A 13,219-nucleotide genomic window follows, 5' to 3' on the forward strand; every position below is an offset into this window, starting at 1 on the left:
GAATCGGGCGATGCCCGACCCCGCGACCATCAAGCATCTGGCCTGCTGTGCGACTACGCCGTCGCCTGAAGCCCCTTCGGGGTACGGAGCAGGTTCAGCACCACCATCACCACGACGTTCGCCGCGAGGCAGGGCAGTCCCAGGTTGATGCCACCCAGATCCACCTTCTCGAGATACAGCACGACCGCCATCAACTGGCCGGTCAGGATGCCCAGCACCACCGCGCTTGGCCTGACACGTAGCGAGAACAGGATGACGATCATCCCTGGCAGGAACTGCGTCACGCCGTAGTACGTGGTGTTGATCAGCGTGAGCATCAGGTTCGGCGCCATCAGCGTCATCAGGATTGACACGATCAGGTACACGACGATCACCCCCTTTGCACCTGCCTTCTGCCTGGACTCTGGCAGGTGCGGCAGCAGGTTGCGCGTGACGATGGGACCGATCGCCAGACACATGCCCGTCAGCACCAGCAGGCCCGACAGCGCCGCGGCCGCCGCCACAAGGCCCAGTAGCCAGGAGGGCAGCAAGTGGGTGGCCGCCACGAAGAAGGCCTCGTTCGCCGTTGCAAGTGTGTCGCTGCGCGTCAGCGCGTAGTACGACGCCAGTACCAGGAACGGATACATCAGCATGTACAGCGGCATGGCCACCTGCGTGCGGCGAATCGTATCTGCGCTTTTCGCCGTGTAGATGAACTGCACCGAGATCGGCATCATGTAGAAGCCGAGCGACTGGAACAGGATCGTGCTCATCGAAAAACGTAGCTGCTCGTCGTTCATCCGGTTGCTGACGTGCTCGCTCGCCACGTGGAAGACCTTCGCCACGCCAACTTCGCCCGCAACCGCCAGGCCCGTCACCACGATCGCCACCACCATCAGCACGTCCTTGAGCACCGCCACGTAGGCCGACGAACGCACGCCGGAAATGGCGATGTACGTGAAGGCGAGCACCGCCGCGATCAGGACCAGATGGAGCGGCTGGAAGCTCCAGCCCAGCCCCCGGAACGCGGCGATCAGGCCCGTGAACTGGAGCTGCGCCATCGGCAACAGGAACAGGATCGACGACAGCGCGACCACGAACTCCACGGCGCGGTTGTCGAAGTGGCCCTTGAACAGGTCCGCCAGTGTGATGGCATTGAAGCGCTGGCCGGCCTCCCAGATCTTCGGCGCCAGGAAGTATCCAAGCGGATAGGCCAGCAGGATGTAGCCCAGGAACCAGATGCCGTAGGTCGGCCCCTTCGCGTAGATGCCGCCGGCGAAGCCCACCATCGTGGCCACGCTGTAGATCTCGCCAGCCGCCAGGAAGAACACGAGGAATGCGCCGAACTGCCGGGACGCGACGAAGAAGTCATGAGCGCTTTGCGACCCCGTTCCCTTGCGCGAACGCAGGGCCAGGTACAGCGACAGGACGATGAAGCCGAGGAAAACCGCTGTGGACATAAGAGTGGCTCCCGGTAGTCAGGCGTCCAGCCGACGCTCGGCGTCGACAGGACGATCGAAGAAGCGCCAGCAGACGTAGAGGCACACCGACGTCAGCACGAACCAGGCGAACATCCACGCATAGATGAATGGCACGCCGAGCACGAAGGTGTCCACCGACGCAACCCAGGGCAGCAGCCCCAGCACGCCAACGTAGGGAATGCCGATGCCGATCAGTAGCTTGAGCATGACCGGACTCCTTTCAGCGCGCGGCCGACGTCTGGGGGTCGATCGGCGTCATCACGCCACAGCGCGCCTCGATGGCCTCGCCGGCGGACAGGATCAGGCTTTCCTGAAAGCGTCCGGCTACCAGTTGCACACCCATTGGCAAGCCTCCCGCCAATCCAGTGGGCACGGACAGCCCGGGCAGGCCGAGAATTGCCGTTGCGAGCATCGGACTCTGCGCGTCGAGGATGTGGCGCGCGGCATCAGAACCCTGACGGTCCGCGTCGATCAGGAACGGGCGTTGCCAGGACACGGGCATCAGCAGCAGCGGGTAGCGTTCGAAGAACTGCTGCCACTCGCGCAGCAGCGTGGTGCGTCGCGCCAGGGCGTTCATGTATCCGGCGAGATCCAGCGATGCTGTCTGACGTCGTTGGGTGCCGATGGCAGCGCGCACGGCATCGTCGCCGTCACGCTCGATGATGTCGCCCAGGCCAGCGGCCAGTTCGTTCATCGTCAGTGCCAGCCACAGGTCGGTCGCCTCCTGCAATCGAGGTGGCACGACTTCCTCTATCACGCAGCCGGCATCCTCGAGCCAGCGAGCCGCCTGCCTTACGGCGGCCGCGACCGCTTCGTCAGCCGTGAACCCCGGCAGGGTCGCGCAGACGGCAACGCGTGTCGGAAAGGTCTTGTGATCGCTACCAACCGAGGCCGAAGCCTGCCAGGGGTCACGGCTGTCCGGCGCGGCCATCGCGGTCAGCGCCAGACGCAGGTCGCGTACCGTGCGCGCCAGCGGCCCCTGCACGGACGATAGCTGCGCACCCATCGTGCGCTCACGCAACTGCGAGGGATTGAAGGCCGGCACCAGACCCTGTGTCGGGCGCAGCCCGGCAACACCGCAGGCATAGGCCGGATAGCGGATCGAGCCGCCCTGGTCATTGCCGTGCGCGATGGCGCCGATACCAGCCGCCACCGCGGCCGAGGCACCGCCGCTGGACCCGCCCGGTGTATGGCTGGCGTTCCACGGATTGAGGGTACGGCCATGCAGGTCGTTGTCAGTGAACCAGCGCAGCGAGAATGCCGGCGTGTTGGTGCGGCCGATGATCACGGCGCCGGCCTTGCGGAGATTGGCAACCACCGGGCTGTCCACGCTGGCCACCGTGTCCTGGAACGCCACCACGCCATTGGTCGTGGCACGGCCCGCCATGTCGACGTTGACCTTCACCGTCACGGGAACGCCATGCAGCGGCCCAAGCAACTCGCCCCGGGCCAACGCCGCATCGGCGTCGGCCGCTGCCTGCATCGCCTCGTACGCCAGCACGTCGACGACGGCATTGATCGACGGATTGACCGCGTCCAGTCGGGCCAGGCTACTGGCAACCACCTCCACCGACGATACCTCGCGCTTTGCGATCTGGCTGGCCGCCTCGGCCGCGCTCCAACGCCACAGCTCGTTGCTCACGTTGCTCATGCGTCTGTCTCCTGTTTCCGTGTTTTGAGTTTTGTGTTCGGCCGCCTGTGGGGCTGACGGCACGTCGGAGAAAGACTAGTCCGCTATGATGCATACCAAAAGACAATACTTTTCCGATGGTGACCACTAGAAGTTGTCATCGTTTGCGGCGCGGCAGGACACCTGCCCTGGGGAGACAACACACATGCGGGACCATCAATTGAAGGCGTGGCTACGGCTGGTCGAAACCGGCAGCATTCGTGGCGCCGCGCGCAGTCTGCACCTGAGTCAGGCAGCGATTACGAAGGCCATTCGGGAATTGGAAGAAGACCTCGATGCGCCGCTGATCGTCAGAAGCTCGCGCGGTATCACGCTCACCGAATGCGGCCGCCAGCTGACCGTCCGCGCGCGGCAGTCGCAGAACCAGCTCACGCTCGCGCGCCAGGACATCCGTCAGTTGATGGGCGGCGAAAAAGCCCGCGTGTCGGTCGCGGTGACGCCGATGGTCTTCCTGAGTGTGCTCCCCGATGTCCTGCGAGATTTCCGGCGCAGCATGCCGCTGGCCGACCTGACGCTCGAAGAGGGCCTGATGCCCGCGGTATTGCCCGCGCTGCGCGCCGGCACGGTCGACTTCGCGATTGCAGCGCTGATTCCGGAAACGCTGGGTAGCGAGTTTGATTTCGAGCCCCTGAAGACGCTCGACGTCATGATCGCGGGCCGCCGTGGACACCCGCTGGCCAACGCCACGCGCTGGGAAGAACTGGTGGAGTGCGACTGGCTGATGCAGCTATCGCCAGGCAGCCAGCACACCTTCCTGCTCGATCAGTTGCAGCAACTCGGCCTGCCGCTTCCCCGGCGCATCATCAAGACCAATACGTTCGGCGTGACGTCGAGTCTGCTGGTCAGCACCGATGCGGTATCGACGATCCCGAGCAGCATCCTGAAGGTGGGTCCCGTGTCCGGGCAGCTCATGCGCATCCCCGTGGACGTACCACTGCGGCCCCTGACGCTCGGCATCGTGACGCTGCGCGACAACCCGCTCTCGCTGGCCGCCACGCGATTCTCGAACCTGTTTCGCGAGGCACTGTCGCGCGTGAATCCGGCGCTGGACTAGTTCGCATCCCTAGCCGAACAGTTCCTCCGCCACCGTGGGATGCAGTGGCATCGTCGTCTTCAGATGCGCATCCTTCACGCCGAGGCGCAGTGCAACGGCAAAGGTTTGGATGATCTCCGGCGCGGCGTTGTCCATCAGGTGCGCGCCCAGCACCCGCCCGCTGCGCGCGTTGAACACCAGCTTGAATACCGAGGGCTGCGCCACACCGCCGAAGCGGTTCTCCAGCGACACGAACCGCTTGATCTCGGTGCGCACGCGATCGGCTCTGCCGCCGGCGGCTTCGATCGCCTGTGCCTCAGTCAATCCCACCGCTCCGATCGCGGGTTCGCTGAACACGGCGGTCGGCACGAAATCGAAATCGGCAATATCACCACGTTTGCCGAATAACCGATCGGCAAGCCAGCGCCCCTGCGCGATGGCTACCGGCGTCAGATGCAGATTCCGATCCATGCAGTCGCCGATCGCATGGATCGAGCGCACCGTGGTGCGGAACTGCCGATCGACGCAAATGCCGCCGCGTTCGCCAAGCTGCACGCCAAGCGCATCGAGCCCGAGTTCGGCGATGCTGGGCCGACGCCCGATCGCCGCGAGTACCGCCTGCGCGCGCACGGTCTGCGTGCGGCCAGGATTGTTCTGCTGCGTGTAGCAGACTTCCGTCGCGCCGTTGGCTTGCGACAGCATCGTCACGTCGGCCCGGAAATGGAGTCGCACGCCCTTTGCCGCGAGTGCCTCGGCCAGCGCCTCGGCGATATCGTGATCGAACTTCGGCAGCAGGCGATCCCCGCGCACCAGCAGGTCCACTTTCACGCCATAGCGCGAGAGAATCGATGCCATCTCCACGGCAATGTAGCCGCCGCCGATCACTGCGATGGATGCAGGCACGGTCTGCCAGGTGAACACGTCATCGGACGAACTCGCCAGCTCGCCGCCCGGAACGGGCAGGGCGAGGGGATGCGCGCCAGTGGCGATCAGCGTCTTGCGCGTGCGGATGATCTCGTTGCCGACCACCACCTCGTCCGCTCCACTGAGCCGCGCATCGCCATGCAGGATCTCCACGCCGGCCTCATTGAGCCGTTGCGTGTACGACGCATTGAGCCGCGCCACTTCGGCATTCACGCGCACGCTGGCATCACGCCAGTCTTCCTTGCCGCCGGTATGCGACAGGCACGTCGAGAGGATCGACGCCCAGTTCGCGCCATAGGAAAGCATCTTCTTTGGCACGCACCCGCGATTCACGCAGGTGCCGCCAATGGCGTCGCGCTCGACCAGTATCACGCGTGCGCCATGCGATGCCGCGCGGCGCGCCGCGGCCACGCCACCGGAGCCTGCACCGATCACGACGAAATCCGCTTCACGCGTGGTGGGCCGCACGGAACGCTTGCGGCGCGGCACACGCTCGACAACCGGCTCCGCGCTAACCTCACTGGCGCGGCGCCGGGCTTTTGCCGTTGTCTTCGTGGTGGTCGCCGTTGATGCCTGACGCTTAGTCATTCATGCCTCCTTGCCTGGCAGCCCTTGGCCGCATTGCACATTGCACACACGATCGACCGGCGCCAGTCTGGCGCATACCACTCAAGACGCCGGCAACAACTCCTCTCTGATCTCGGGCCACTCGCGCAGGAACGTTTCCGCATCGCGGCAGCCCAGGTCGTACGCATGCGTCATCGCCTCGGGCCGGGTGTAATCCCAGCTCGAAATCGGCACACGCATCGACGGTTGCAGATACAGGCGACGCTGGCCGTCCACCTCGAGCACGAAGCGGCGCGGGCGTGGATACAGCCTGGTCACCAGCACCAGCACATTGCCCGGCGTGGCATCGAGCGCATCGACGGGGACGTTGTCGACCAGTCCGCCGTCGAGCACCGCGCGGCCACCCCGGCGAAGTACTGGCGTGAACGGTGGCGTCGATGCCGATTGCAGCAGCAGATCGGCCAGATCCTCGGGCGACCGGCAATCCTGCGCGCGCACGAACTCCGGATGAAAGCCAAGCTTGCGGCCCAGCCTCGGATGCAGTGTCTTGAGCAGGTGCTTGTCGATGTTGTACGCGAGCAGTCCGGCCGCTACGGCCAGACGCGGGCCGCTCCAGCGCGGGATATGCGCGACGCCGATTCGAATCTCCGGCGCTTCCTGCAATCGCTCCAGACGGCTGTCGCCAAACAGCGAAAGCAATGCGTTGCGATAGATGCCGTAGTGCGGAAATACGCGTTCGCGCCGCAGCAGGTTGCCCCAGTACGCATTGCGCGAATTGTTGGCCAGCACCTCGCGGTAGTAGGCCATGGTCTGCTTCGAATCATTCGCGTAGACCATGCACGCCGTCGCCGCGCCCGCCGAGATGCCGGCGATCACGCGCGGCCTCAGTTTCAGCTCTGGCTCCACGGTGTCCCACCATCCGGCCTGCCACCAGCAGCGGTTGCCACCACCAGCGAAAACGATCTGGTCGAACGGCTGCGCACCTGTCGAAGGGAGGGAAGTGGAGGTCGACATGCCGGCGTTCAAAGCAGCGCGTAGGTGGTAGTGGCCTGCACGGCGAGCTTGCCGTCCTTGCCAGTGAGTTCGATCTCGCCGAACACCACGGTCTTGCCGAGCCGCAACACGTTGGCGCGCACAAGCACATCGCCGTCGATCACGGGACGCATGAAGTTGGTGGTGAGGCTGACGGTCGTCATCGGGCGGAAATTGCCCAGGGCGTTCGCGATGGCGACGATCATCGCCGTGTCCGCCGCGGACATCAGCACCTGCCCGCACACCACGCCGCCGGCGTGGCGAAGGCTTTCGCTGAAAGGCAGACGCAGTGTCACGCCATCGGCATCGACGGCTTCGGCACGCAGGCCAAGCTCACGCACCCAGGGGGCCAGCACGCGTTCGAGCGTGGCGTCGATGTCGGCTAGCGTGAAAGTGGATTCGGGCACGGTCCGTGTCTCCTCGGCGCACGATGTTGTTTGCGCCAATGATACAGGGGGCCGAAGCCCCCTGCCCAAACCCGCCAGGCCGCCCCGAAGGGCGGAACCTGGGATTTATGCCGCGTTGTCCGCTTCCGCGCGCGCGGTCGTGCGGCTGGCGTGCCAGCGCAGCAGACGCGGGAGCACCACCACCGCCACGGTCATGGCCAGGATGGTTGCCGAGATCGGCTGCTTGATGAACAGGCTCCAGTCGCCCTGACCGATCGACAGCGCATTGCGAAGCTGCTTCTCGGCCATCGGCCCCAGAATCAGGCCGACGATGACTGGCGCGGTCGGGAAATCGAAGCGGCGCATCGCCATGCCGAGCAGGCCGATCACGAACAGCAGCAGCAGATCGAACCACGACTGGCGGATGCCATACGCACCCAGGCCGGCGAAGATCAGAATGCCACCGTACAGCAGCGGCGTCGGCACGCGCAGCATGCGCACCCACAGGCCGATTGCCGGCAGGTTCAGCACCAGCAGCATCACGTTGCCGATATACAGCGAAGCGAGCAGGCCCCACACCAGATCACCCGAGGTCTGGAACAGCATCGGACCCGGTTGCAGGTTGTAGTTCTGGAACGCCGCCAGCAGGATTGCCGTGGTGTTCGAAGTCGGGATGCCCAGCGTCAGCAGCGGGGCCAGCGTGGCGGTCACCGCGGCGTTGTTGGCGGCCTCGGGGCCAGCCACGCCTTCGATCGCGCCAACGCGGCCGAACTCGTCCTTGTGGTCGGACAGCTTCTTCTCGGCGGCATACGACAGGAACGTCGGAATCTCCGCGCCGCCGGCCGGAATCAGGCCGAACGGGAAGCCGATAACCGTACCGCGAATCCAGGCCGGCACCGAGCGCTTCCAGTCCGACTTGTTCATGTGGACCGAACTCAGTTTGTTGAACGAGCCTTCGGGCTGCGGGAAGAAGGCGTTGAACAGCGCCTCGCCCACTGCGAACAGGCCCACGGCCACCACGACGATGTCGATACCATCGTAGAGTTCCTGCACGTCCATCGAATAGCGTGTCTGGCCGGACAGCGAATCCATGCCGATCAGGCCGATGCCAAGACCCAGGAACAGGCTGGTCATGCCGCGCAGCAGCGACGAACCGAGCACGGCCGAAACGGTCGTGAAGGCCAGCAGCATGATCATGAAGTACTCGCCCGGGCCAAACTGCAGCGCCACGTCGGCAGCCACCGGCGCGAACATCGACAGCAGCACCGTGGCGATCGTGCCCGCCACGAAGGAACCGATCGCGGCCGTGGCCAGCGCGGGGCCCGCACGGCCGTTCTTGGCCATCAGGTTGCCTTCCATCGCGGTGACCATTGTCGACGACTCGCCCGGCGTGTTCATCAGGATCGAGGTCGTCGAGCCGCCGTACATCGCGCCGTAGTAGATGCCGGCGAACATGATCAGCGCGGCGGTCGGTTCCACCTTCGCGGTCAGCGGCAGCAGCATCGCCACGGTTAGCGCCGGGCCGATGCCCGGCAGCACGCCGATCGCGGTGCCCAGGAAGCAGCCCACCAGGGCCCACATCAGGTTAAGCGGCGTGATGGCCACGGCAAAGCCGTGCATCAACTGGTTCAAGGTATCCATGTTTCGTTCCTCCCGTTGGGGTGCGGGCTCAGAAGCCCGCTACCGGCAGCAGCGGCAGGTTGATGCCGAGCAAGAATTCGAACAGCGCCCACATCGGCACCGTGATGAGCAGGCCGATCAGCGCGTCACGCACGATGCGGCGGCTGCCATAGCCACGCGCCACGCACACCATCATCAGCGTCGACGAGAACACGAAGCCCAGCGTGCCGATCAGCGCCATGTTGGCCACCAGCCCCAACGCCACCCACAGGAAGCCCTTGAAGTTGTGCGGCGCCGACGGCAGTTCGGCATCCTCTTCGGGCATGTTGCGGAAGCCGCCGCGCACGCCTTGCCACGTCAGCAGCGCGCCGCACACCGCCAGGCCGATGGCCACCAGCGTGGGGACGAAGCGCGGCGACAGGCCGGCATAGCCTTCATCGCCGGAAATACCCGGCAATCCGGCAAAGAAGAAGGCGGACACCGCCAGGATGGCGACGCCGATGGAGACGTGGGATGGTTTCATGATGGGGCTCTCGGATGGTCCTGCCACCCGCACGGTCACGGGGCCCAGTGACGATATAGTTTGGTTTTTGGTGCATCGCAGGTGGCGGCACCGGGCCCCGTGCCGCTCTCCGCACCGCCGGACATGACGGTCGGCGGCCGGGCGGGAACGACAGGGTGAAACGAACTTCCGCGTGCTTGCTAGTCGTCGGGGACCGCGGCTTGCGCGCCGGGCCCCTGTGGAGCGGTCTTACTTGGCGACGCCGAGTTCGCGCAGCGTGCCACCCAGGCGGGCGGATTCCGCGTCGACGAACTTGCCGAACTCGTCGCCGGTCAGCAGGAACGGCGTCCAGTCGTTCTTCTGCAGCGCGTCCTTCCAGACCGGGTTCTCGGTGCCCTTGACCACGGCGTCGATCATCGCCTTGCGCTGTTCGGCCGAGATGCCAGGCGCGCCATAAACACCGCGCCAGTTGTAGATCTCGACGTTGATGCCTTGCTCCTTGAGCGTCGGGATATCGGCGGTGCGATCCTTCGACGTCACGGCCAGCGCGCGCATCTTGCCGGTCTTGATGAACGGCAGGAACTCGGACACGCCAGCGATACCGACGGTCACGTGACCGCCCAGGATCGATGCCGAGGCTTCACCACCGCCCTGGAACGGCACATAGTTGATCTTCTTCGGGTCCACGCCAGCTTCCTTGGCGATCAGGCCAGCCAGGATGTGGTCGATCGAACCCTTCGAACCGCCGCCCCAGCTCACGCTGCCCGGATTGGCCTTCAGCTGCGTGGTCAGGTCCTTGATCGACTTGATCGGCGAGCTGGCCGGCACCGTCAGCACCATCGTGTCCGCGAACAGGCGCGCGATCGGCGTGGCGTTCTTCAGGGTCACCGGCGGGTGGTTCGTCTCGATCGCGCCGACCATCACAGCGCCGGTCACGATCAGCGCGTTCGGGTTGCCCTTGTCGGTGTTGACGAACTGGGTCAGGCCGATGGTGCCGCCCGCGCCGCCCTTGTTGTCATAGGAGGCGCTCTTGGCCGCGCCAGCTGCCACCATTGCCGCGCCGATGGTGCGGCCAGTCTGGTCGAAACCGCCACCGGGGTTGGCGCCGATCATGACCTTGAGGGAGTCCACAGCGTAGGCCGGAGCGGCCACCACGGCGGCGGCCAGCGTCGCAGAGGCGACGAAGGCGTGCGTGAAACGGGCGAACGAGCGATTCATCAATGCTGTCTCCTGTCTTTATTGGAATGTTGTGGTTGTACTGAGAGAACGGCCACGATGTATTTGGCCAGACTGCCGACGGCATGGACATCGGCGATCATGGCCCGAATTCTAGATGGCCGAAACTGTCAAATGCCTGTCAAAACGTCAGCAAATGTGTTGGGGTTTACGTGGTGTTGTTTGCTTTGTCTGCCGTCGCAGGTCGTTGCCGCTGTCGCATTTCGGCATCGCCGGCTGGGGGGGAAATCTGATCTAAACATCTTTGACTTGGCGGCCGACATACATCTCACTACGATGGATTTCAGTTGCCTGCCGCACGGACGGAGCAATGACAAGAACGATCCGGACCGACGCACAACGATGCGAATCGGCCAACAAAACAGAAGTTTCAATGGGTGTCACTGGGGTCAAGATGGATACGATAATCAAGGCGTCGGACGGCTGGGTGCCGGAACTCGGCGCGGCAAGCGATCGCGGCCTGTGGAAAAGCACCATGGCGGCGGCCAACCAGGCACTGGAAGCGGCCAAGGGCATGCAGGCGGCCGTCAGCCAATCGCTCAAGCTCCAGCGCAAGATCACCGCGCTGCGTGACGAACTGCACCGCATGGAAGCCGAACGCGATCTCTATCGCGACCTGCATTCCCGCACGGTCGACGAACTCAATCACACGCTCGACCTGAGCCCCGACGAATGGCAGCGCCTGCGCGCGGAAAACGAGACGCTCCAGATCCGCCATCGCGCCTACAAGCTGCTGGTGCAGCACTACGCGCGCAGCGGCCTGGCGATTGAACCTGCAGTCTTCGCCGAGCAACGCAGCCGCGTTCAGCAACACATCCTGTTTCAGCGTCGCAAGGGTATTCCGGTGTCGGTCATCACTGCCGACGACATCGCGTTTCTCGTGCGCTGAGTTGAAATGCGCAATGGATTTGCGCGGGGGGCACTTGCCGTATCCCCGCGCAAGGAGCTGGTCATGAATTGCCTTGTCGCTGCATCGACGGCACCGCTGCACTTCCGACCGGCGCATCCGTCGCATCCGTCGCGCATACCCGATTACGCCCCGCTTCCTTGGCGACATAGAGCCGGCGGTCGGCCACTGCCAGCATGGCGTCGAGTGTCTGGCATCCGTCGGTCCCGGCTTCTGCAACACCAATAGACACAGTGAAGCGGATGCGTCCGTCGCCCGCATCGGGGTGCGGCGCGTCGGGTGCCGCCTCGACGGACGCGGCTTCCACGGCCAGGCGCAGGCGCTCGGCCGCCGCCACGGCTTCATCCGACGAGGCACCCGGGAGCAGTACCGCGAATTCCTCGCCGCCAAGGCGGGCTGGAAAATCGATCTCGCGCAAGTGCTTGCGCATCAGGTCCGCCATCGCCATGAGCACGCAATCGCCGCTGGCGTGGCCCCATTTGTCGTTCACGCGCTTGAAGAAGTCAATGTCGAGCATCAGCATGGCCAGCGGCGTGCCATCGCGCTGCCGGCGGGCCGTCTCCTTTTTGAACTGTTCGCTAAAGCGGCGTCGGTTGGCCAGTTGCGTCAAGGGATCGGTTTCGGCCATCTGCTGGAGTTTCCTGCCGGCGGCCAGATAGTGATCAAACAGCAGCGTCACCACACGCAGCGTGACATACATCAGCACAGGCAGCAGGAACCAGATCGTCAGCAATGGCAAGCTGAGGCGCCGGGCCACTGTCGCATAGACATCGTATTCGTCGAGCGTGTCCACCATTAGCCAGTTGCCGGCATTGCCCACGCGCTGGAAATACACATACTGGCCGTTGACGTGCCGCATGCCCGTGCCTTGCGAGATGAGGTCCGACACCGCCGTATTGCGCAGGTCCCCGGCGAAATCGTCAGGCCAGCGCAGATTGGTCTTGCCTCCGGTCTGACTCGAGACGATGACATTGCCATTACGGTCCAGCAGGTAGCGATGAGAGCCCAGGATCTCCGGCAAGCCAATCAGGTCACGCAGACGGCGAATCTCCAGGTCCACGGCCACCACGCCACGGAAGCGTTGCGCGACGTAGACCGGCACGCTCAGTGTCGTGCGCAGTTGCGTGCTTTCGAATTGCGTGTAGACCTGCGCCCAGCGCATCTCGTGGCTGGGGTCGCGGTCGGGAAGCAGGCTGCGGTAATAGTCGATCCCGCTGAAGCGTTTGATCAGGGCAGGAGCCCTGTCCGGTGGCAACGCGGGATATGTCACGTAAAAGCCGTTGCTCGAGATGAACGTCACCGTGCCATCGGGACGGTCGCTGCGCTGGCTGACGCCCAGCACATGGCTGAGCTGACGCGCGGCCTGCAGATCCGCCCGCAGGTCCTCGTCGCGGCGTTCGAAACCTTGCAGTCCTTTCAGGATCTGGGGCGACACCCCCACGATCGGCGCGTCGCCAAGCGGCACCTGCAATTCCCAGACAGGTTCATTGCGTGCCGCATAGGCACGTTCGACATCGCCGTCAGTAGACGCTTTCGTACCCTGCTGGAGTTCGAGAAGCTGCTGCGCGTAATCGCGCACGAACGATAGCTTGAACCGTTCCGCATTGATAACCGCTTCCGCGCCAAGTGCGCGCAGCGCCAGATCGTGTTGATGCAGGATCAGGACGCGCTCGCGCAGCAGGTACAGGTCGCGCACTGCCACGACAAGCATCAGCAGCATCGCCAGGCCAAATCCCACCACCACCACGCGCTGCGGATATATCAGTGCCGCACGCGGCAGCCAGCGCGGCCGCGGAAGCAGTTTGTGCCATGCCATTGGACGTCTCCGGCAAGCCCGCTTCTTGCGGGTACTGCGACGACGG

Annotated in this window: 12 protein-coding genes; 2 read left to right on the forward strand and 10 right to left on the reverse strand. The window is 64.6% G+C overall.

All coding sequences use genetic code 11. The features are described from left to right. Positions 1–53 precede the first annotated feature (53 nt). The 3 genes from RN01_RS03530 to RN01_RS03540 are packed head-to-tail and all read right to left on the reverse strand — an operon-like array spanning position 54 to position 3,102. Positions 54–1,439: a sodium:solute symporter gene (locus RN01_RS03530; RefSeq protein ID WP_011517974.1), complete on the reverse strand. Its 1,386-nt coding sequence runs from the start codon at positions 1,437–1,439 to the stop codon at positions 54–56. A gap of 18 nt (positions 1,440–1,457) precedes the next feature. Continuing rightward, entirely contained in the window at positions 1,458–1,667 is a 210-nt protein-coding gene (locus tag RN01_RS03535) for a DUF3311 domain-containing protein (protein ID WP_008641015.1), read from the reverse strand. A 13-nt stretch (positions 1,668–1,680) separates the two neighbouring features. Next, the gene (locus RN01_RS03540; RefSeq protein WP_024569232.1) at positions 1,681–3,102 is read right to left on the reverse strand and encodes an amidase family protein; all 1,422 of its coding nucleotides are present in this window, start codon (positions 3,100–3,102) and stop codon (positions 1,681–1,683) included. Positions 3,103–3,295: 193 nt separating this feature from the next. Between RN01_RS03540 and RN01_RS03545 the strand changes: the two genes are divergently transcribed. Then, positions 3,296–4,204 carry a LysR substrate-binding domain-containing protein gene (locus tag RN01_RS03545; RefSeq protein ID WP_017512815.1) on the forward strand — a complete coding sequence of 303 codons (909 nt, stop codon included), beginning with the start codon at positions 3,296–3,298 and terminating at the stop codon, positions 4,202–4,204. 9 nt (positions 4,205–4,213) lie between these two features. Here RN01_RS03545 and RN01_RS03550 read toward each other — a convergent pair whose 3' ends face one another. From RN01_RS03550 to RN01_RS03575, 6 genes are all read right to left on the reverse strand, one after another. Next, on the reverse strand, positions 4,214–5,695 hold the full coding sequence (locus tag RN01_RS03550; RefSeq protein ID WP_017512816.1) for an NAD(P)/FAD-dependent oxidoreductase: 1,482 nt from the start codon (positions 5,693–5,695) through the stop codon (positions 4,214–4,216). Positions 5,696–5,776: 81 nt separating this feature from the next. Then, positions 5,777–6,688 (reverse strand): patatin-like phospholipase family protein, encoded by a 912-nt coding sequence (locus RN01_RS03555; protein WP_017512817.1) that lies wholly within the window; start codon positions 6,686–6,688, stop codon positions 5,777–5,779. Between the two features lie 8 nt (positions 6,689–6,696). Then, complete coding sequence (locus tag RN01_RS03560; RefSeq protein ID WP_008641008.1) at positions 6,697–7,113, reverse strand: PaaI family thioesterase; 417 nt, start codon at positions 7,111–7,113, stop codon at positions 6,697–6,699. 105 nt (positions 7,114–7,218) lie between these two features. Further along, a complete protein-coding gene (locus RN01_RS03565; RefSeq protein WP_008641007.1) occupies positions 7,219–8,733 on the reverse strand; it encodes a tripartite tricarboxylate transporter permease in 1,515 nt (504 codons plus the stop codon). Positions 8,734–8,761: 28 nt separating this feature from the next. After that, positions 8,762–9,235: a tripartite tricarboxylate transporter TctB family protein gene (locus tag RN01_RS03570; RefSeq protein ID WP_008641005.1), complete on the reverse strand. Its 474-nt coding sequence runs from the start codon at positions 9,233–9,235 to the stop codon at positions 8,762–8,764. A gap of 228 nt (positions 9,236–9,463) precedes the next feature. Further along, positions 9,464–10,432, reverse strand: coding sequence for a tripartite tricarboxylate transporter substrate binding protein (locus RN01_RS03575; protein ID WP_008641004.1), 969 nt, complete (start codon positions 10,430–10,432; stop codon positions 9,464–9,466). A gap of 412 nt (positions 10,433–10,844) precedes the next feature. Here RN01_RS03575 and RN01_RS03580 point away from each other — a divergent pair, with 412 nt between their 5' ends. Further along, positions 10,845–11,339, forward strand: a complete 495-nt coding sequence (locus tag RN01_RS03580; RefSeq protein WP_024569231.1) for a hypothetical protein — start codon at positions 10,845–10,847, stop codon at positions 11,337–11,339. A gap of 61 nt (positions 11,340–11,400) precedes the next feature. On the opposite strand, the gene RN01_RS03585 is transcribed toward RN01_RS03580, so the two are convergent. Then, on the reverse strand, positions 11,401–13,173 hold the full coding sequence (locus RN01_RS03585) for a cellulose biosynthesis regulator YedQ (protein ID WP_017513099.1): 1,773 nt from the start codon (positions 13,171–13,173) through the stop codon (positions 11,401–11,403). Positions 13,174–13,219: the final 46 nt, after the last annotated feature.

The organism is Cupriavidus sp. SHE, assembly GCF_000812445.1.
GTDB classification, from domain to species: Bacteria; Pseudomonadota; Gammaproteobacteria; order Burkholderiales; family Burkholderiaceae; genus Cupriavidus; species Cupriavidus metallidurans.